General features: G+C 65.7%; 18 protein-coding genes. 11 read left to right on the top strand and 7 right to left on the bottom strand.

Annotated elements, in window-relative coordinates; genetic code table 11:
- Window positions 1-190: 190 nt before the first annotated feature.
- From K2U94_RS17325 to K2U94_RS17355, 7 genes are all read left to right on the top strand, one after another.
- Entirely contained in the window at window positions 191-1906 is a 1716-nt protein-coding gene (locus K2U94_RS17325) for a GspE/PulE family protein (protein WP_243068405.1), read from the top strand.
- A 1-nt stretch (window position 1907) separates the two neighbouring features.
- Window positions 1908-3128 (top strand): type II secretion system F family protein, encoded by a 1221-nt coding sequence (locus K2U94_RS17330; RefSeq protein WP_243068406.1) that lies wholly within the window; start codon window positions 1908-1910, stop codon window positions 3126-3128.
- Entirely contained in the window at window positions 3125-3712 is a 588-nt protein-coding gene (locus K2U94_RS17335; RefSeq protein WP_425332533.1) for a GspH/FimT family pseudopilin, read from the top strand. Before K2U94_RS17330 ends, K2U94_RS17335 begins: the two co-directional genes overlap by 4 nt.
- Window positions 3673-4086 (top strand): type IV pilus modification PilV family protein, encoded by a 414-nt coding sequence (locus K2U94_RS17340; protein ID WP_243068408.1) that lies wholly within the window; start codon window positions 3673-3675, stop codon window positions 4084-4086. The genes K2U94_RS17335 and K2U94_RS17340 overlap by 40 nt, the downstream gene beginning before the upstream one ends.
- Complete coding sequence (locus K2U94_RS17345) at window positions 4083-4697, top strand: prepilin-type N-terminal cleavage/methylation domain-containing protein (RefSeq protein ID WP_243068409.1); 615 nt, start codon at window positions 4083-4085, stop codon at window positions 4695-4697. Before K2U94_RS17340 ends, K2U94_RS17345 begins: the two co-directional genes overlap by 4 nt.
- 73 nt (window positions 4698-4770) lie before the next feature.
- Window positions 4771-5382: a hypothetical protein gene (locus tag K2U94_RS17350; RefSeq protein WP_243068410.1), complete on the top strand. Its 612-nt coding sequence runs from the start codon at window positions 4771-4773 to the stop codon at window positions 5380-5382.
- Between the two features lie 152 nt (window positions 5383-5534).
- A complete protein-coding gene (locus tag K2U94_RS17355; protein ID WP_243068411.1) occupies window positions 5535-7694 on the top strand; it encodes an alkaline phosphatase family protein in 2160 nt (719 codons plus the stop codon).
- A 190-nt stretch (window positions 7695-7884) separates the two neighbouring features.
- Here K2U94_RS17355 and K2U94_RS17360 read toward each other — a convergent pair whose 3' ends face one another.
- The 7 genes from K2U94_RS17360 to K2U94_RS17390 form a co-directional block, all read right to left on the bottom strand.
- Window positions 7885-8868: a type 2 periplasmic-binding domain-containing protein gene (locus tag K2U94_RS17360; RefSeq protein WP_243068412.1), complete on the bottom strand. Its 984-nt coding sequence runs from the start codon at window positions 8866-8868 to the stop codon at window positions 7885-7887.
- Between the two features lie 94 nt (window positions 8869-8962).
- The gene (locus tag K2U94_RS17365; RefSeq protein ID WP_243068413.1) at window positions 8963-11080 is read right to left on the bottom strand and encodes an alkaline phosphatase family protein; all 2118 of its coding nucleotides are present in this window, start codon (window positions 11078-11080) and stop codon (window positions 8963-8965) included.
- A 147-nt stretch (window positions 11081-11227) separates the two neighbouring features.
- Window positions 11228-12676, bottom strand: a complete 1449-nt coding sequence (locus K2U94_RS17370) for a pyridoxal phosphate-dependent decarboxylase family protein (RefSeq protein ID WP_243068414.1) — start codon at window positions 12674-12676, stop codon at window positions 11228-11230.
- A complete protein-coding gene (locus K2U94_RS17375; protein WP_243068415.1) occupies window positions 12673-13884 on the bottom strand; it encodes an ATP-grasp domain-containing protein in 1212 nt (403 codons plus the stop codon). The genes K2U94_RS17370 and K2U94_RS17375 overlap by 4 nt, the downstream gene beginning before the upstream one ends.
- A 22-nt stretch (window positions 13885-13906) precedes the next feature.
- Window positions 13907-15385: a hypothetical protein gene (locus tag K2U94_RS17380; RefSeq protein ID WP_243068416.1), complete on the bottom strand. Its 1479-nt coding sequence runs from the start codon at window positions 15383-15385 to the stop codon at window positions 13907-13909.
- A 75-nt stretch (window positions 15386-15460) separates the two neighbouring features.
- The gene (locus K2U94_RS17385) at window positions 15461-16024 is read right to left on the bottom strand and encodes a thioredoxin family protein (protein WP_243068417.1); all 564 of its coding nucleotides are present in this window, start codon (window positions 16022-16024) and stop codon (window positions 15461-15463) included.
- Between the two features lie 140 nt (window positions 16025-16164).
- Window positions 16165-16326: a hypothetical protein gene (locus K2U94_RS17390; protein WP_243068418.1), complete on the bottom strand. Its 162-nt coding sequence runs from the start codon at window positions 16324-16326 to the stop codon at window positions 16165-16167.
- A gap of 110 nt (window positions 16327-16436) precedes the next feature.
- Here K2U94_RS17390 and katG point away from each other — a divergent pair, with 110 nt between their 5' ends.
- The 4 genes from katG to K2U94_RS17410 all read left to right on the top strand — a co-directional run bounded on the left by katG (window position 16437) and on the right by K2U94_RS17410 (window position 20709).
- On the top strand, window positions 16437-18626 hold the full coding sequence (gene katG, locus K2U94_RS17395) for a catalase/peroxidase HPI (protein WP_272884879.1): 2190 nt from the start codon (window positions 16437-16439) through the stop codon (window positions 18624-18626).
- A 115-nt stretch (window positions 18627-18741) separates the two neighbouring features.
- Window positions 18742-19293, top strand: a complete 552-nt coding sequence (locus K2U94_RS17400) for a peroxiredoxin (RefSeq protein ID WP_243068419.1) — start codon at window positions 18742-18744, stop codon at window positions 19291-19293.
- Between the two features lie 92 nt (window positions 19294-19385).
- Window positions 19386-19724 carry a Rieske (2Fe-2S) protein gene (locus K2U94_RS17405; protein ID WP_243068420.1) on the top strand — a complete coding sequence of 113 codons (339 nt, stop codon included), beginning with the start codon at window positions 19386-19388 and terminating at the stop codon, window positions 19722-19724.
- A gap of 85 nt (window positions 19725-19809) precedes the next feature.
- Window positions 19810-20709, top strand: coding sequence for a hypothetical protein (locus tag K2U94_RS17410; protein WP_243068421.1), 900 nt, complete (start codon window positions 19810-19812; stop codon window positions 20707-20709).
- The last annotated feature ends 18 nt before the right edge of the window (window positions 20710-20727 follow it).

Raw genomic sequence — 20727 nt, forward strand, 5'->3', positions numbered from 1 at the left:
ATAAACGCAATAAATCCGTCACAAATCGACGCCTAAACGCCTTCAGCCAAAATCTATCGCTCGGAATTCGGAATGAAAGCATCGCCATTTCAGTGACACAACCATTTACACTACATAATTTATTTAACATCTCCTTCCGCCGCGACACAAGATCGTTTATTCAGCCGGTTCGAAACGGGAAGCGCGGAACATGGAAGCGCACAGGATCACGCCGGCGCGGCTCGCCGGCCTCGCCGAGGATTTCGGCGCCTTTCTGCTGCGGCGCGAGGCGCTCGACGAGCTGGCGCTGCAAAGGTCGCAGCGCGCGGCGCGCCAGAGCGGCGAGCGCTTTGACCGCGTCCTGACCAAGCTCGGCCTCGTCGCCGAGGCCGATTTATGCGCCCATCTCGCCGGCTTTCTCGGCCTGGCCGAATTCAAACCGGCCGACGCCCCGCTCGAAGCCGTCCTGACCGATCTCGCGCCGGAAAAATTTTTGCGCGCCAATGGCGTGATTCCCTTGCGCGTCGAGAGCGGGCGGCTCGTCGTCGCCGTGCTCGATCCCTTCGACGACGAGGCCGCCGAAGCGCTGGCCTATGCCACCGGCTTCGAGATCGAGCGCCGGCTCGCGAGCCCCGCCTTGTTCGAAAAGACCTGGGCCGCGCTTTACGCCGCCGGACGGGAAAATACGAAAGCGCTCGACAGCGACCAGCGCGCCCATGAGGCCAGCGAATTCGACCTCCAGCGCCTGCGCGACATCGCCAATGAGGCGCCGGTGGTGCGGCGGGTCAATGAGATCGTCGCCGAGGCGATCGAGGCCCGCGCCTCCGACATCCATATCGAGCCGACCCCCGAGGGGGTGCAAATCCGCTACCGTATCGACGGCGCCTTGCGCACCGTCAATGTCCTGCCGCCGGGCCTGAAGGCGGCAATCGCCTCGCGCATAAAAATCATGGCGCGGCTCGACATCGCCGAACGCCGCATCCCCCAGGATGGCCGCATAAAACTCGCGGTGCGCGGCGTCGATATCGACTTCCGCGTCTCGACTTTGCCCACAGTCCACGGCGAGAGCATCGTGCTGCGCATTCTCGACCGCAGCCGCATCGCGCTCGACTTCCAGGCGCTGGGCTTCGAGCCCGAGACCATCGCCGCCTTGCGCCAGGTCATGCGCCTGCCCAATGGCATCGTGCTGGTCACCGGGCCGACCGGCAGCGGCAAGACCACCACGCTTTACACCGCTTTGCGTGAGCTGGCGCGGCCGGACGTCAAGGTGTTCACCGTCGAGGACCCGGTCGAATATCAGCTCGCCGGGATCAATCAGGTTCAGGTCCAACCGGCGATCGGTCTCGATTTTCCCGCTACGCTTCGGGCGATCCTGCGCCAGGACCCCGACATCGTGATGATCGGCGAAATCCGCGACGCCGAGACGGCGCGGATCGCGATTCAGGCCTCGCTCACCGGCCATCTCGTCTTTTCCACGCTTCACACCAACAGCGCCGCCTCCTCGATCACCCGCCTGATCGACATGGGCGTCGAGAACTATTTGATCGCCTCGACTGTCAAGGCGGTGCTGGCCCAGCGCCTCGTGCGCAAGCTGTGCCCGGCCTGCGCCGAGCCGCTCGACGGGCGCGACGAATGGCGCGAGCGCCTCATCGGCGACATCGAAGCCGAAGAGCCGGAGCGCCTGATGCGGCCGAGAGGCTGCCCGCAATGCCGCGATCTCGGCTATGCGGGACGCTCGACCATCGTCGAATTGCTGACGATGAACGACAGGCTCGAACGGCTCGTCTGCCGCAGCGTCGCCGACGCCGAACTGGAGCAGGCAGCGCGCGAAGCCGGCATGACCACCATGTATCAATGCGGCATGGCCAAGGCCTGGCGCGGCGAGACCAGCGTGGACGAGGTTCTGCGCGTCACCAGGATGAGCTGACATGCCGAGCTTTTCCTACCGCGCCCTCTCCGACGGCGGCGACCTGCGCGAAGGCCAGGTCGAGGCCGCCTCCCGTGAGGCGGCGGAAGAGGCGGTCTGGCGGCTCGGTCTGACGCCCTTCGAATGGCGCGACGGCGCCGCGTCGCCCAGGCTGAGCCTGCTCTCCTTTCTCGTCCGCGAGCCCAAGCCCAGCGCGGCGCGGCTCGCCGGCTTCACCCGCGAATTCGCGACCCTCGAACAGGCCGATATTCCGCTCGACCAGAGCCTGCGCCTGCTCGCGGCGCAAAACGCCTCGCCCGCCCTGCGCAGGATCGCCGACGACATTCTCAAACAAGTGGTGGACGGCGCCTCTTTGTCGCAGGCCCTCGCCGCGCGGCCCGACGTGTTCGGCCAGGATTACGTCCAGGTGGTGCGCGAGGGCGAAAGCGTCGGGCGTGTGGGCGAGGCCTTGAGCGAACTCGCCGACATGCTGGAGCGGCGCCAGGAATTGCGCGGCCGCGTCCAGAGCGCCCTGGTCTATCCCGCATTGCTCGTTGTCATGGCGATCGGCTCGACGGCGGTGGTGCTCGGCACGCTCATTCCCAATATCGCGCCCATTTTCACCGACAATGGCAAGCCCATGCCAGCCGGGCTGCAATTCATCCTTGGCCTTGAGGCCCATGGCGGCGAGATCGCGCTCGCCGCCGCGCTCCTTGGCGCCGCGATTTTTTTCGCCCTGCGCGTGACGGCCGCGCGGCCCGCCTGGCGCTCAGGCCTAGACCGTTTCCTGCTGCGCCTGCCGGCGGTCGGAGGCCTGTTGCGAAAGCTCGCGACCGCGCGCTTCGCGCGCTCGCTCGGTTCGATGCTGAAGGCCGGCGCGCCCATGCTTCAGGCGCTCGACAGCGCGCGCCTTTCGGTGAGCAACCATTATCTGCGCGAGCGCTTCGCCCACACCATCGAGGAGGTGCGCGGCGGCGCGCGCCTCAGCGCCAGCCTGCGCGCCATTGATTTCTTCCCTCCGGCGGCGGCGCAAATGATCGCCATAGGCGAGGAGACCGGCCAGACCCCCGCCATGCTGCTGCGGCTCGCCGCCATGTTCGAGCGCGACACGCAGGCCGCAATCGAACGGGTGATGAGCCTGCTCACGCCGCTGCTGACGGTGACCATCGCCAGCGTCGTCGGCGGGCTGATCCTGACCGTGATGGACGCCGTGCTCAGCATCAACGATCTGGCGATGAAATGACGCGCCGACCGGCCCAACGAACAACGCTATCGGTCCTTGCAAAGGTCCGATGGCGTCCGCGCCGACCGGCGCGGCGTCGGCTGACCCCGACGGGTGCGCTTACGAATGTAAGGGCCAATAGAAAGATCCCCCGCGCCGGCTTCACCATGCTGGAAATGCTGGTCGCCCTCGCCGTTCTGGCAATGGCCGGGGCGCTCGCCTCGCAATTGCTGCGGCCGCGCTCGCCGCGCCTGCGGCTCGAAGCGGCGACGCGGGCCTTGTGCGCGACCTTGCGCGCCGCGCGTTCGCGGGCGATCGCCGCCGACGCCCCGGCGATCGTCGCCATCGACCTCGTCGCCAAGACCTATTCGTCGCCGGTCGCCGGCCTCGGCCGCCTGCCGAAAGAGGTCGCGATCAAAGTGAACGTCGCCCATGACGAGGCGCGCGGCGGCGCCGGCGCCATCCGCTTCTTCCCCGATGGCGGCGCGACCGGCGGCGACATTCTTCTCGCCCTTGGCGGTTCGCAGGCGAAGATTTCGGTCAACTGGCTCACGGGAGGAACGACATGCGCGCTGGTCTCGGGCGGCGTCGCGGCTTCACTCTGATCGAGACTTTGGCAGCCTTCGCCATCATGGCGCTCGCGCTCGGCCAATTGCTGCGCGCCATCGGCGTCGGCGCGCAAAGCGAGCGCCGCGCCGATTTCCTGCTGCGCGCGACGGCGGACGCCCGGTCGCAACTCGCCGAACTCGGCGTCTCCGAGCCGCTCGCGCCGGGAGAAACCTCCAGCCGCTATGACGACGGCCTTTCATGGACGCTCGACGTCGCTCGCGACCGCGTCGTCGCCTCGCCGGGAGGCGCTCCGCTCATGACCGCCTACCGCCTGCGTCTCGACGTCCGCTCGTTCGCGGGCGGCGGCGAGCATCTGACCTTCGTCGCCGAAAAGCTGTCGGTCCCCAAGCCCGAGGGCGACCTTCCATGAAACGGCGGCCCCCCGACGGCTTCACCCTGCTGGAGCTTCTGGTCGCGCTGAGCCTGGTCAGCCTGATGATCGTCGCCCTCGCCGGGGGCCTGAGGATCGGGACGCGCGCCTGGCAGAGCGGCCGCGCCGGCGTCTCGATCGACGAGGCGGAGCTCGCCGCCCGCGCGATCGCGGGCCAGCTGGAGCGCGCCTTCCCCGCGACCCTGCGCCGCGCCAACGGCCCGCCCGTGGTCGCCTTCGACGGCGGCCCCGACAACTGCCGTTTCGTCGCGCTGAGCGAGGGCGACGCCCAATGGGGCGGGCTCATCGCCACGGAAATCGGGATCGACGGCGCAGGCCCCGGGCGGAGCCTCGACGCCTGGACGCAAGTGTTCCGCGAGGACGACTTCGCGAACGGCCGCGACGCCATGCGCGAAACCCGGCTCATCGACCGTCTCGCCTTCCTGCGCTTTTCCTATTACGGCGCGGCGGATTCGTCGCAAAAGCCGCGCTGGCGCGACGACTGGCGCCGCGCCGCCCTGCCGCCCCTGCTGGTCAGGGCCCGCATCGGCCTCAACGGCCCGAACGGCGTCATCGAAACATCGGCGATTGTGGATTTGCGCCAGCGATAGGCGCTTTGCCGGACTGTCGCGTCGCTGTCAGAAATTTGCGGCATTTTCCGCGCAGCCGGCCCGGAGGGAGGCGTTGAACAGGCTCAAGACAATTACGCTCGCCGTTTTGGCCGTCATCGATGTCGCGGCCGCGGGTTTCGCCTGGCGCAGTGTCGCCGGCGACGCCGCCGTCGTCGATCTTCCGCGGCGAGCGTCCGCCGCGATCATGCCGGCCGCGCCATCGGACGAGCCTGTCGCCGCGCCCGGAGACGACCCGGAAACCCTGGCGCGGCCTCTGTTCACCAAATCGCGGCGGCCCTGGCGCGGCGCGCAGGACGCGGCGAGCGACGGGGATGGCTCGCCGCCGCCCGCCGGACTGAAGCTGCACGCCATCATCGCCTTCGATCGCTCGACGCGCGCCTTCGTCACCTCCGACGCCGATGCGCAAGGGCGATGGCTGCGCGTCGGCGAGACCTTCGAAAGCTGGACGGTCGCCGGCATCTCGCGCCAGGACATCTCCCTGCGCCTGAACGCCAGCCTGCTCCATTTCGGCCTCGATTACGACGATGCGGCGCGCGCCGCGCCGGAGCCGCCGCCGGCCCCCCCGCCGCGCGGAAAAGAGGGCGATGAACGCCCGCCGCCGGCCAAAATCGTTTCGCCGAAGGCCTTCGACGGCATGAGGGCGGCGAAAAGGGGCGAACATTGAGCAAAAGTACCGATTTGCCAAAAAGCGACTATTTTATGCTTTCTTTATGTCATTGATCTGTCTCTTAAAACTCATCAAACAATCATCAAGCTCCGTCATGGTGCACGCGCAATTTTGCACCCCCTTTCATCGCAGGGAAAAGGTCAAAATCCATGCGCGATCATGCGTTCAACACGACCAGACTCAAACGTCATCTTTGCTCCTTCGTCGCGCTCGGCGCCGTCATGGCCAACGCCATGACGCCGAGCCTCGTTTTCGCCGCCACGGCGGAGGCGATCAAGACCCGCACGCCGATCAAGCACGTCATCGTCATCATCGGCGAGAACCGCAGCTTCGACCATATTTTCGCGACCTATAAGCCGGTCAACAAAAACGAGAAAGTGCTGAACCTGCTCTCCGAAGGCATTGTCAAGGCCGACGGCTCGCCCGGCCCGGACTACAGCAAAGCCGCTCAAGAACAAGCCAGCGACACCACGACTTATCAGAACGCCCCGACGCAGACCGGCCCCTATGCCGTCCTGCCTCCGGCGCTGACCGGCGGCCCCGCAGCGCCCTATTTCTGCAAAGCGCTCGGCGTCAACGCAACCTCCTGCGTCGCGGACGCCAATATCGCTTTCGCCAAGACAATCGAAAACGGCCTGCCCGACAATTATTACAAATATCTGCTGACCGGCGGCACTGGGCAGGCAAGCCACGTTCCCGACGCGCGCGTGTTCTATGCCGGCAAGGACGCCAGCCACCTGCCGAACGGCCCCTATCAGCTGACCAACGCCAAATATCCCTATGACGCCTATGCGGCGAGCCCGGTCCATCGCTTCTTCCAGATGTGGCAGCAGCTCGACTGCAAGGCCGACCGCGGCCACGGCGCCAAGGGTTTCGGCTGCCGCAACGATCTGTATCCCTGGGTCGAGGCCACCGTCGGCGCCGGCTCCAATGGCGCGGCGCAGCCGTCGGGCTTCAACGATTCCACGACCGGCGAAGGCTCGACCTCGATGGGCTTCTTCAACGTCGAGAATGGCGACGCGCCCTATCTGAAAAAGCTCGCCGACGACTATACGATGAGCGACAATTATCATCAGGGCGTCGCCGGCGGCACCGGCGCCAACCACGTCATGCTCGGCTATGCCGACGCGATCTGGTTCTCCGACGGCGCCGGCCATGCCGCGGTTCCGCCGCACAACACGGTGAACCCGTCCGCGCCCGGCGCGACCGGCCCCGGCGGCTCGGCGCTGAGCGAGATCGAAAATCCCAATCCGCAGCCCGGCACGAATAATTATTACATTCAGGACGGCTATGGCGGCGGCTCGGGCTCGCCGACCGCGGTTTCGCCCAAGGCCAGCTACGGCGGCGGCTCCTATGTCGCTTGCGCCGACGCGACCGAGCCCGGCGTCGGCCCGATCCTCAACTATCTCGGCGCCCTGCGCCGGCCGGTTCCGTCACGCTGCCAGAACGGCCATTATTATCTCATGAACAACTACAACCCGGGTTATTTCGGCGACGGCTCCAACGCCTATGCCGATAAAAACCCGGACAATTATGTGTTCACGGTTCCGCCGACCAGCGTCCGCAGCATCGGCGACGAACTCAACGATCACAAAATCGGCTGGGCCTATTATGGCGACCAGTACAACATCTATCTGACCGACAAATATCAGCTGAAGTGGAATAACGGCGACGAGTACTGCAATATCTGTAACTGGGCGCAATATTCCACCTCGATCATGACCGACGCCGGCCAGCGCGCGGCCCATATCAAGGATACGACCGACCTCTACGCCGCAATCAAGAGCGGCGACCTCCCGGCTGTGTCCTATGTCAAGCCGAGCGGCCTGGTCGACGGCCATCCGGCTTCCTCGAAGCTCAACCTCTTCGAGGGCTTCACCAAGAAGATCGTCAACATGGTGAAGGCCAATCCGAAGCTGTGGGACGACACCGCGATCCTCGTCACCTTCGACGAGGGCGGCGGCTATTGGGATTCGGGCTATGTCCAGCCGGTCGATTTCTTCGGCGACGGCACGCGCGTTCCGATGATCATCGTGTCGAAATATTCGACGGGCGGCCACATCAACCACAGCTATACCGACCACGCGTCGGTGGTGAAGTTCATCGAGGCGAACTGGGACCTGCCGCCGATCACCTCGCGCAGCCGCGACAACCTGCCGAACCCGCGCACCGAGGAAAATCCCTATGTGCCGGTCAATTCGCCGGCGATCGGCGACATGATGGACATGTTCCAGTTCGCTCGTCACGATGGCCATGGTGAAGATCACGACCGCTTCGGCGGCTATGGTTATGGTTACGGCAAGAACTGAGGTTTTCGCTCGCGCCAGCCGGTAGAATCAAAATTGCGCCCCGCCGAATGGCGGGGCGTATTTTTCGGGATCCGGCATGGGACCGCGGAAGGCGACCGAACAAGCCGATCGCGGGGCGATCGGCGGGAACGTTCATCAGGCGGGTCGCGGGCCTGGGTTCAGGGCTTTCGCCCGAATTGCGCCGGGACGATCATTCCGCCGTGGGCGGGGCGAACAGGCCGCCGCCGCTCCAGGACGCATTGACGCCGCGCGGCAGTTTGAATGGCGATTTGTCGCCGAGATTGCGCGCATAGATCGCGCCGTAATCGCCGACCGTCGCCAGTATATTTTCTCGCCACGACTTTTCGAGACCCAGCGCCGTCAGGTCGAGGCTGATCGCCTTCGCCCCGCCCGGCCGCAATCTGGTCTGGGGCCGCTCGGCGGCGTGAAGAAAATGAACGACCCATGAGACGGCCGCCGTCCATTGCGGGTCGCCGATCGGCGTCGCCGTGAGGATGGGAAAAACGGCCAGCGGTTCGGCGAGGATCTTGCTATCGAAATGGTTGACGCCCTTCCTCCGGCGCAGGCCGATCAGGTCGGTCGCCTCCGACGCCACCGCTTTGCAATGGCGCGAATTATAAGCGTCGAGCAGTTCGACGTCCTCCTGGAAAGGCATGGCGACGAAGCTCTTGCCGTTCCGGTCGAGGCGTTCCTCGAAGGCCTGCGACGCGGCGTCCGCCTCATGGAAACAAACCGGCGCGCCGGCAAGGTCCTCGGGCGTCTTCGCCGTCGAATCATCCTCAACCATGACGGCGTAGGTCTCGAAAAAAGCGGCCGGCCCCGGCGCGACCTTGCGGGCGAGGGAGGTCTCGGCGATTTCCGGTTCGGTCAGGAAAAGCACGTCAAAGGAGCCGGAATTCAGGGCCGTGTTATCCTTGGGCAGGTCGATCGCCTCGAATTCGATCTTCGCATCCGAACCGAAAGCGGCGACCGCAATGGCCTGACAGATGTCTGGATAAAGACCCTTCCAGCCGGACCCGGCCTGCCACGCCAGACCGGGACGCGCGAAAGCGGCGCAGGTCAGATGGCCGCGGGCCTTGATGTCGGCGAGACGCGATTGGGCGCAAACGGAAGGCGCCGCAAGGGCGCCGGCGAGGAGGAACAGAGCGGAAAGTCTGGAGAGCATCTTGTCCACGGAGTCGAAGGTCGCGGCGAAGCCGCCGGATAGGAAAGGCCCGCGCTGGACGCGCGGGCCGAAGTCGATCGTCGAGGCCGGCGAAACGCGCCGGTCAATTATATTTCGACAAGGTTGACGGCAGGGTGTTGAAGCCGGCCGGAACAACGTTGGTGATGCGCTGGCGCTGGTCTTCCGGGACCACGCCGATCGCCTTGCAGGCGCCGCCGGGCCCGTTGCCGAGATGCGGCAGGGTGTTGACCACCGAATCCGGGATCATCGCCAGCGAAGCCGGCAGCAGCGGCTTGCGGCCTTCGAGACGGGCGAGGTCGAAACCGGAAAGCAGGCTTTGGGAGACCGAAGCCGGCAGATCGCGCGGTCCCAGATATTTCTGCTGGAAGCCCGCGGGACCGTACTGGTTGAAGGCGAGCGAGTTGCCGGCGGCGAGCGCATTCGCCTCGTCGGGCAGGGTCGCGAGCGGCGCAAGGCCGAAGATCGCGTTGATCGTCTCGATGATCGCGTTGTGATCGCCTTCCGCGCTCGAAACCGCGTGGGCCCGGGCGAAGGGGGAGATCAGGATCAGCGGGACGCGAATGCCGCGCGACAGCGGCAGCCTGTCCGGTCCATAGGACAGGATGCGCGGCGGAACGTGGTCGTAATGACCGTCGGATTCGTCATAGGTGATGACGATCGCGCTCTCTTTCCACAGCTTCTCGTTGCTCGCGACCGCATTGACCACGCGCGCGGCCATGGCCTCGCTGATCTGGTGGTCGGAATAGGACGGATGGTCGTCGTCGCCCGCCTTCGACGCCTGGATCGTCGAGATATCGGACGCGGTGAGCGCCGCCGGAAAGTTCTTGTTCTGGATCGGCGGCGTCAGCCTCTGGATATTGTTGAAGCCGCCGCGGATATAGATGACGCCGCCATTTGGCATCTTGCCATTGGCGATGTCGCTGAAGAAATCGCCGAGGCCGCGCATCTTGCCGCTCAACTTCGGATTGTTGGCGATATAGCCGAAATATTGCGCGCCATTGTGATGGCTCACATAGCTGAGATGGCTCGCGGTCGAGGTCGTGTCGGTCGGCTCGAGATCATATCCTTCCTGGTACCAGCGCCACGGAACCGGATTCCTGCCGCTCTTGGTCAGGAATTTGATGTCCTGCACCACGTCGATGAGATCGAACTTCTTGTTGCGGTCGAAATTGGACGCCGCTTTGGCCTGGCCGCCGAGGAAGCTGAGCGGCAGGCTGGCGAAGGTCAGGTTGGTCGCGATATTGGTCGAGCCGTAATATTCACCGCAGCCCGCCGGCTCGCGATTGGTCGTCGTACCGTCGAATTCCGAGCCGTAGAAGGGCTGCGGATCGTTGACGAGCGGCACGCCCTGGGTCGTTCCGCCGGAATAGGTGTTGCCGCACACCGGGGACGCCGCCAAATAAGCCGCGCCATTGGAGCCGTGCAGGACCCATTGGCTCTCTCCAGACTGGCCGGCGATCATCGCCACCGCATTCGGCGTCGAAGGCGTGTCTTCGGTCGCGAAAATATTGTCGAAAATGGTGAAGCGCGACGCCCAATACCAGAAGAAGGGAATCGTCTCGCAATTGACATGCGACATGACGAGCCGCGCGAACTGCTTGCCCTTGGCCTGGCCGGCGGCCGAGCCGTTGGCGTAGCGGCCATATTCGTCGGCCGCGAAGCCGTCCATCCTGGCGACGCCATCCGTTCCGACGTCGATCTTCTTGGCGAGGCCGGTGTGCGAATGATCGACACTGTCGGCGAAGGTCGCATTCTGCTGCGGACCGATCAGGAAGGGCTGCACGCTCACCGTGAGGCCGGTGGCCTGATCGGTGTAGGTCTGCGTGAAGCCGGGGGTTTTCGCCGCCGAGCGCGGATTTTCGCCGTCGGAATAGAGGCCGTTGACGCCCGGAAAAGTGCCGAATTCGGCATCGAAGGACTGGTTTTCGTTGAAAATCACGAAAACGAACTTCACCCGCTTCTGCAGCGCGCGGATGAAGCGATCCTGCTTCTCGGCGCTGTAATCCATGTCGGGATCGTGATTGCGCGTATAGGGCTCGACGTCGGGTGTCGCATTCGGCTGCATATGCGCCAGCTTTTGCGTCTGTTTGCCCGAGAACTCGCCGCGCCACATATTGCTGGTCGAATCCGCCAAAGCCGGAGTCAACAGGGCGACGAGCGCAACGCCCGAAGCCAGCCATTTCTTGAATCCATTCGCCATTTGCCAATCCCCACCAGAGTTTAGCCATGGCTTCCTTAATGTTGCCACATTGCGGCCTGTTTACAGCCAAACGACAATCAAGTGACCGTTCGATTTCAGCTTTGACTCCGCACCCTTTGCCGGCGCTTTTTGTCGCAGGCGCCAAGGTCATGCAAGCGGCGCGTTCTCCGCCGCGACGGTCCGCGCGGCCCCTTCCAGGGCGGCGGCCACGGCGTCGATATCCTCGCGCCGGGTCCGATGGTTGACGATGGCGCAGCGAATGACCGCCTCGCCGTCAAGAATCGTCACCGAGGGCGCCGCCGCGCCCGAGGCGTGAACATATTCGACGATGGCGCGGTTGCGCGGCCCGGCCTCCCGGCCGCGCACGCCAAAGCAGACGATGTTGAGCGTCACCGGCGCCTTGACCTCGAAAAGCCCGCCCTGTGTCAGGCGTCGCGCCAGATATCGCGCGAGGTCGCAACTTTCCTCGATGCAGCGGCCGAGCGCATCGGCGCCGAAGACCTTGATCGTGAACCATGTCTTGAGCGCCTGGAAGCCTCGTGACAGGTCCGGCCCATAATCGCACGGCCAGGCCTCGCCCGCCGCAAGGCCGCGTGCAGCCCTTGTCAGATAGCTGTCGGCGCCCATAAACGCTCGCCGCTGGACGTCGCCGTCGCGGGTGAGGAGAAATCCCGCCGCATAGGGAACCTGGCCCCATTTGCGGAAATCGAAGGCGACGGAATCGGCCCGCTCCAACCCCTTGAGCAGCGGCGCGAGGCGCGGCGAGAAGGCGGCGAGCGCGCCAAAGGCGCCGTCCACATGGAACCAGATCCCCTCTTCCGCCGCGAGATCGGCCAGCTCGTCCAGGGGATCGACCGCGCCGAGATTGACCGTGCCCACTGAGCCGACCAGCAGGAAAGGCGTCGCGCCGCGCGCGCGATCTGCCGCAATCATCGCGCGCAAAGCCTCGACCCGGACCGCGCCGTCGGGGCCGCAGGGCGCGCGGCGCAGATTGTCCGAGCCGAGCCCGGCCATTTCCATCGCCCGGGCGATGCAGCCATGGGCGGCTTCCGAGGCATAGGCGCGCAAGGCGACGGACGCGGGCTGGCCGGAGCGCCGCAAGCCGTCGCCGAGCAGGGCATAGCGCGCGATGAGCAGCGCGAGGAAATTGGCGATCGAGGTTCCGGTGACGAAAAGCCCCGCCGCATCTTCAGGAAAGCCGAAGGCCTGGCGCATCCAGCGCGTGATCTGGCGTTCGACCTCGACGCCGATATGGTCGCGGCCGCCGCAATTGGCGTTGAGGCCGGCGGCGAGCATTTCGGCGACCATGCCGACCGGCGTGCCGGCGCCATGCACCCAGCCCATGAAGGTGGGATGGAGATTGCCGGTGGCGTAGGGCTTTATCGCCGTCTCGAAAATGTCGAGCGCCTCGGCAAGGGACGAGCCCTCCCCCGGCAGATCGCTCATGAAACGGGCGCGGATTTCCGGCGGCGCGACTTTCCAGACCGGCCGATCGCGCACAGTGCTTATATGGTCGATCATACGATCGAGCGCGCCGTGGGCCTCGGCGCGGAACGCCTCCCAATCGGCGGGGTCGAGCCGCGAGCCGCAAATCACGACGCCGCCCGGACGCGCGGCGCGCCTTTGCGCCGAATCATGGCCTCGAAGGCGGCGAAGATCTTTTGCATCTGCGGCGGCTTGTAGGGGAAAAGTTCCGCCGGATCGAGCGCATGGACGATCATCGCCGTGCCGGCCTCGAAGATCAGCAGTTCACCCTCCCGCGTCTCGGCGCAGTCGAGCAGGACATAATCAAGGCCCGTGCGCGCATGAACGGCGCGGAAGGCTTCGGCATGGGCGCAAGCGAAATCCTTGTCGAAATTCGCCATGAACCGGGCCTCCTCGTCGCGGTTGGCGGCATTGTCCATCATATCGGCGTTGAGATAATGGACCATCCAGCGCGGCGAGATCGCCATATGGACGGCGAAGGGCGCGCCCTCGATCAGGGCGATGCGATATTTCCGGAACAGACCGTCGGCGCCACGATAATCGACGAAGGGCGCGATATAATGATCCGTGTCCGCCGTTTCGGCCAGATAGGCGTCGAGGTCCTGGCGGCTTTCGATCTTGCGCAATCCCTCCCCGGCGTGGGAGCCGACCGGACGGACGATGAAGGGATGTTCCAGGCCGCCGCCTGCGCCGAGCGCCGCGCGATTCATGCGCCGCGCCGGCGGGACGACGACGCCGGGCGCATCCTGCATCAGCTTGGCGAAGCCGTCGCGGGTCACGGCGGCGATCCGCGCCGGCGGATTGACGATCGGACGCGGCCAGAACCTTTCCGCCGCCGCGAGCCTCTCCAGAATGGGGAGATTGCCGTCGGCCTCCGCTGCCGCGACGAAAGCGACGTCATGGTCGGGCAGCGCCTCAGGCAGGGAGCCGTCAGGCGCGAGATAAAGCGCGTCGAGCGCGACGGCGCCGCCTTCGAGCAGGAATTCGAGCGGGGTATTGGCCATGAAATCACCCGGCGCCATCAAGGCCAGAAGCCGCAAAGGCGCAGCTCCGGATGGCGCATGGGTGAAATGGCGCGCCCGTCTCAATGCGTCCGCCTGCAGCGCCATGCGATTGGCGCGATGGCCCATGACCTGTTGGATGGTCGAAAGATCGAGCCACGCCGCCGCGTCGCCGCCGTCGCGTTCGATACGCGCAATGAGGTCGGACATCAGGGGTGCAAGATCGGCGCCTTGCATGGCGAGGCGGGTGATGGTCGCGAGCCCGATGAGGGGCGTCGCCGCCGTCCCGGCGCGGGCGTTTGAGATCGAAAAACGCAAGGAGCTCTCCTTTGATATGGCTTTATCTCAACAGGCGCCGCCATTTCGCGAACAGGGCGGCGATGTCTTCGGCAAGCGGCGCGAGGGCGCGGTCGAGCCGCACGCCTGTCGCGCATCGTTGCGCGATGTCGCTGAGCATCGGCGCGCCGAGACAGACGCGCAGGGCCTGATCGGACCCGACCGCCACGGCCTGGCCGAGATGGAAGACTTTTGCCGCATATCCCCGCGCTTCGGCCGGCCGCCGCAGGGCGCGCTGAAGCGCCTCCGCTTGTTCCGGCGACAGGGGCAGGCCGTCGGCGCGGCGCGCGGCGATGGGAACGATCGTGCGCGCCCAATCCATGCTTTCGCCCGCCTCGCCCAGGACCGTCAGGCCGGCCTCGCGCGCATCCGCCTCGACGAGGTCGCGAAATCCTGCCGTGATCGCCTGGGCGAGTCCCGGAGGAACGGCGCGAAAACGGTCCATTTCCGCGAGCGCCGCCTCCCAGCGCAGGCCGAGCCCGATATTGGCGTGGCTTCCGAACCCCGCCGCCGCCCCGCGCAAAGGCGCCGGCCAGTCATAGAGCGCCGAATGCGCCGCCAGTCCCTCGGGAAGGCGCAGATCGCGCAACCGGGCATGCAGCGCGTCGGGCACGAGCAAAGCGCCGGAAAAGGGCGGCCCACCAAAGAATTTGGAGCCGGTCGCCGAGACGAGAAAGCCGCAGTCGAGCAGGTCGCGCAGGAGCGGCGCCGCACCCCGCATCTGGCAGCAATCCGCCAGCACGACGACCCGCTCCGGCGCGCGGGCGCGCAATGCCAGCGCGGCGGCGCGGCTGAAGCCGGCAAGGCCGGTCTTGGAGACGTCGAGCAGATGGGCGATCACCCCGCGCCCCCTGGCCAGCGCGGCCTCGGCCTTGGCGAGGACCTCGGCGTCCACTTCGCCCGGCGGGCGCGGAGAACCGTCCGGCGCGCGGATTTCGACGGTTTCGACCGCGACGTCCAGGCTCTCCCAGCCGGCGACGCGGCGGCGCCGGGCCGAAGGCTGGAAATGGAGCCCGGCCGCGGCCAAGGCGACGCCGCGCCCGGTCTCGCCCGGGCCGACCACGATATTGGTGATCGGCCGTTTGACGATATGCGCCGCGAGCGCGAGCGCGAGAAGCTCGGCGTCCGTGCCGGAGGCGGCCAATATCGCTTCGCCGCCGCCGGCATGAGCCGCGATGCGGCGGCGGATGGCGTCGAACCAGGCCGGGAGGGCGAGCCTTTCGCCCGCCGTTTCGCAAGCCAGGCGGCGCCAGGCCGTCACGGCGGCCGCCCAGCCGAGTGGGCTGATCGCCGAAGCGGTCGAAGAGGAGAAAAAAATCTCGTCCGGCGCAGGCCGGGCGGTCAGCCCATAGCGATTGCGCCCGCTCATGGGATCGACGGCGATGCGCTCGTCGCCGCCGGAAAGCAGGGCGGCGGCAAGACCGGCGCCGCCCACGCCCGGCGCGCCGCATTGCGCATTCGCTTGAGACGCCGTGAGTATCATGGCCGCCGTTTCCATCGCGACGCGCCGCGATGGATGGGCCGTCCCTGAACGGCAGAAAAACGCCCGTGACTTGTGTCAGGCTGTCCGCGTCGCCTTCCATTTGATCGAGCAGCCGATCGAGGGCGTCTGGTCGGCAGGAATTTCGTTGGTCGCGGCGATGGCGCGCATGGCTTCGAGCAATTCGCGCCGCGCCCCTGGCGGCGGCGGGCTGGTGCGGCCCTCGTCCAGGCGGCCGCGATATTTCAGCTTGCCGTCGGCGCCATAGCCGAAAAAGTCCGGCGTGCAGACCGCGCCATAGGCCCGCGCGACCGCCTGCGATTCGTCGTGGAGATAGGGGAAGGGCAGATCGTGATCCTTGGCGAAGACCTTCATTTTGGGGAAGGAATCGTCTGGATAGGTCGCCGCGTCATTGGAGCAGATCGCGGCGAAGCCGATTCCCTCGGCCATCAGCTTCCGTGCGTCAGCCGCGAGCCGGTCGATGACGGCGAGGACATAGGGGCAATGATTGCAGATGAAGACGAGGACTGTCCCCTTCGCGCCGGCGATATCGGCGAAGGAATAAGTCCGGCCGTCGACGCCGGGCAGGGAAAAATCCGGCGCGGGAAGATCGAGAACAATGTCGGTTGGACTGGCGGCCATGACAAACTCCCGGCGATGAAGGTCTTCAATGGGAGCCGCCGCGCCTCGCCCGCTCCCGGCCTCGCGGCGCCATGCGCCGCGAGGCCGGGACGAATCTGGCCCTTTCCGCACCGGGAATCAACCGGTCGCACCGCGTGGCCTCATTTGGCCGGCGGCGTGGCGGCGCGCTCTTCCTGGCCGGTCAGCGTGGCGCCGCTGTGAAAACAGGGCGCGCGCAGCGCCACATTGCGCAACGGCGCGGCCGATTGTCGCGCTTGCGCTTCAAGGCCGAAAACCCGGCCGAACCGCTTCGCCTCGATCAATTTTTCTTGTCAGAGACATAGCGAAAATCAATTTCACCCGGTCTGGCGGGTCGGATACCGTGCCTTCGCGTGCGCAAATGGCGAAACCAAGCCACGAACGGAGGCAAGTTATGGACGACATCAGCAAATGTCCGGTGATGCACGGCATCCGTCCCAATGCGACTTTCGAGGGCCGATCCAACCGCGACTGGTGGCCGAGCCAGCTTAATCTCAAGATCCTCAACCAGAATTCGCCCCTGTCCAGCCCGATGGCCAGGGACTTCAACTACGCCAAGGAGTTCGAAAAGCTCGACCTGCAGGCGGTGAAGAACGACCTCTTCGCCCTGATGACCGATTCGCAGGAATGGTGGCCGGCCGATTTCGGCCATTACGGCGGCCTGTTCATCCGCATGGCCTGGCACGCCGCGGGCACCTATCGCATCCATGACGGGCGGGGCGGCGCCGGCTCCGCCCAGCAGCGCTTCGCGCCTCTCAGCAGCTGGCCGGACAACGCAAATCTCGACAAGGCCCGCCGCCTGCTGTGGCCGATCAAGCAGAAATATGGTGACGCGATCTCCTGGGGCGACCTGATGATCCTGGCTGGCAATTGCGCGCTGGAATCGATGGGCTTCAAGACCTTCGGCTTCGGCGGCGGCCGCGTGGACGCGTGGGAGCCGGACGACACCTATTGGGGCAAGGAGGACACCTGGCTCGGGGACAAGCGCTATTCCGGCGCGCGTGACCTCGAAAACCCGCTCGCCGCGGTGCAAATGGGCTTGATCTATGTGAATCCGGAAGGTCCGAACGGCAATCCCGATCCGGTCGCCGCGGCCGTGGACATCCGCGAGACCTTCGCCCGCATGGCCATGAACGACGAGGAAACCGTCGCCCTCATCGCCGGCGGCCACAGTTTCGGCAAGACCCATGGCGCCGGCGACGCCGCTTTGGTCGGTCCCGCGCCGGAAGCCGCCGGGCTTGAGGAGCAGGGGTTCGGGTGGCAGAGCCGTTACGGCACAGGCAAGGGCCCCGACGCCATCACCGGCGGCCCGGAAGTGACCTGGACCCAGACGCCGACCAAATGGAGCAATCATTTCTTCCAGAACCTGTTCGAAAACGAATGGGAGCTGACCAAGAGCCCGGCCGGCGCCTATCAATGGGTGGCGAAAAACGCCGACGCCAGCATTCCGGATGCGTTCGACCCGGCGAAGAAACACAAGCCGACCATGCTGACGACGGATCTCTCGCTGCGGCTCGACCCGGCCTATGAGAAAATCTCGCGGCGCTTCTACGAGAATCCGGATCAGTTCGCCGACGCCTTCGCCCGCGCCTGGTTCAAGCTCGTCCACCGCGACATGGGACCGCGCGCGCGCTATCTCGGCCCGGAAGTTCCGGCCGAGGAGCTGATCTGGCAGGATCCGGTCCCCGCCGTCGATCACGAATTGATCGGCGCCGCCGACATCGCCGACCTCAAGGCGAAAATCCTGGCCTCGGGCCTCACCATCCCCGAACTGGTGACGACCGCCTGGGCCTCGGCCTTCACCTTCCGCGGCTCCGACAAGCGCGGCGGCGCCAATGGCGCGCGCATTCGTCTTGCTCCCCAGAAGGACTGGGAAGTCAACCAGCCCGCCCAGCTCGCCAAGGCGCTTCAAGCCCTTGAAGGCGTCCAGAAGGCGTTCAATTCGGCGCAATCCGGCAAGAAGAGAGTGTCGCTCGCCGACGTGATCGTGCTTGGCGGCTGCGCCGCGATCGAAAAGGCGGCGAAGGACGCCGGACACCCGATAGAGGTTCCCTTCGCGCCCGGCCGCACCGACGCCTCGCAGGAGCAGACGGATGTCGATTCCTTCGCGGTGCTGGAGCCGATCGCCGACGGCTTCCGCAACTATCTCAACAGCAACTACAATGTCGCGGCCGAAGAGCTGCTGGTCGACAAGGCGCAATTGCTGAACCTGACCGCGCCCGAAATGACGGTCCTGGTCGGCGGCATGCGCGCCCTGAACGCCAATGCCGACCCATCCCGGCACGGCGTCTTCACCACGCGTCCGGGGACCCTGACGAACGACTTCTTCGTCAATCTCCTCGACATGGGCACGGTATGGAAGGCCATGTCCGTCGCCGAGGATGTTTTCGAGGGCCGCGACCGCAAGACCGGGGCGGTGAAATGGACCGCGACCCGCGTCGATCTGATCTTCGGCTCGAACGCGCAATTGCGTGCGATCGCGGAGGTCTACGCCTCGAAGGACGGGGCCGGAAAGCTCGTCCGTGACTTCGCGGCGGCCTGGGCCAAGGTGATGAACGCCGACCGCTTCGACCTCGCCGCCTGAGCGGACGAAACATCTTTGCCAAAGGGGCGGCGTTTCAAGTCGGCTTGAAACGCCGCCTCCCCTTTTGAGATGAACCGACGATTCCGCAAGAGCGTATCGGTTCGGAGGGAGCGCGATGAAACGGCTGGCCGCGGGAATACTTTTCGTCTTCATCTGTTCGACCGCGAGCTGGGCGGCGATGAAGGTCGGCGATATTGCGCCGGTTTTCACCCTTGAGGCGGCACTCGGCGGCAAGACCTTCACCTTCAATCTGGCCGAAGCGCTCAAGAAAGGCCCTGTCGTCCTCTATTTCTACCCGAAATCCTTCACCCCCGGCTGCACCATCGAGGCGCATGAATTCGCCGAGAACGCCGCGAGTTTCGCCGCCGTCGGCGCGACTTTGATCGGCGTCTCGAACGATACGATCGCGACCCAGATCGAATTTTCCTCGCGCGAATGTCGCGACAAATTCCCCGTCGGCGCCGATGCCGACGGCAAGGTCATCCGCGCCTATGATTCGCAGATGCTGAAGCTCGGCGGCCTGGGCCCAATGATGGCGAGCCGCGTCTCCTATGTGATCGCGCCGGACGACCGGATCATCTACGCTTTTCAGGATTCCTCGCCCCACAAGCATATTTCCAACACGCTGGCGGTCGTGCGCCAGTGGCGCGCGGATCATCCTCGCTGAGCGGGCGTCGGCTTCGCGACATTCGCCGCCCGTTTTCATGGCCCGCAATTTGCGAGCCTCGCGACGGTCTTTCATCTCGCGAGGCGATTCCGATGGCTTTCACCTTCGTCTGCAACACGAACGCCGTTCCCGAAGGCGGCATGGGCCTATTCCAGGTCGGCAAGAAGAGCGTGCTGCTGGTCTGGCCCGAGGGTGGCGCACTCAAGGCCTATCGCGGCCGCTGCCCGCACGCCGACATGCCCCTGACCGACGCCGTTTTCGATGGCAAGAAGGTCACCTGCCCCATCCATCAATGGGGGTTCGACGCCGCCGACGGCAAATGCGTGACCCATATGGTCCGCAACGCCCTTCATGCTTACGAACTGGAGGTCGCGGACGACGAGATTCGCGTCGATATCGGTCCGGTCAAGGCGCCACGCGCGACCGCCTGATACGCGAGGGCTGACGCCCGCATCGTCCTGGTTTATGGATGATCCCGAAGCGCGAGCGAATGGCTCGCTTTGGAGACCTGACCAGATGACCGGGACCGTTGCGGCGATCGAGGCCAGCGATTTCGTCATGCGTAACTGGACGGCGGGCGAAACCGGCCCGGTCCGGATCGGCTCGCCCGAACATTTGCGCATGTTCGCGCAAATGCTGCTCGACACCCATAATCCATACAAGCCCGCGGTCATCGACTGGCCGAAGCTCGAGCCGGACGCGCTGGCGCGGGTGACCTCGCTGCCGATCTGGGACATTGCGGTCCAGACCGAGGGCCGCGCCTCGATCCGGGTCAAGACCTTCGCCGCGAGCGTCGAGGAGCCGCTGCTGCGCCAGGCGCTGGAGCTCGACGCCGACGAGGAGGCGCGCCACAAGGTCGTCCTGTCCAAGCTGGTCGAGGCCTATGGCGTCAAGCTCGCTCCGGAGCCCGACTATCCCGCGCCTAAACATGCCGTTTGGGCCTGGCTCGTGACCGGCTACAGCGAATGCATCGATAGTTTCTTCGCCTTCGGCCTGTTCGAGACCGCGCGCCGCTCGGGTTTTTTCCCCGAAGAACTGATCGAGACCTTCGAGCCGGTGATCCAGGAGGAGGCGCGCCATATCCTGTTCTTCGTCAATTGGGTGGCGTGGCGGCGGCGCAACCTGCCCGTGTGGAGGCGCCTGACCTTCCGCCTCACCGAAATCGCGGTCTGGGCTTTTCTCATCTATGAACGGATCGGCATTGCGCGCGGCCTCGACGAGGCGGGCGAGATGCAGGACGCCAATTTCGCCATGCAGGGATCGAGCGCGATCGGCGTGGACCTGTCGCCGGCGGAATTGATCGATCTCTGCCTCGCCGAGAACGACCGCCGCATGGCGGGCTACGACAAACGGCTCCTGCGCCCCACGCTCACGCCGGCCCTCGCGCGCTTCGCGCGCCGCTTTCTCAAGCCGTAGGGGCCTTCTCTGGCGGCG

Origin of the sequence: Candidatus Rhodoblastus alkanivorans (assembly GCF_022760755.1) — a bacterium.
Taxonomy (GTDB): Bacteria; Pseudomonadota; Alphaproteobacteria; order Rhizobiales; family Beijerinckiaceae; genus Rhodoblastus; species Rhodoblastus alkanivorans.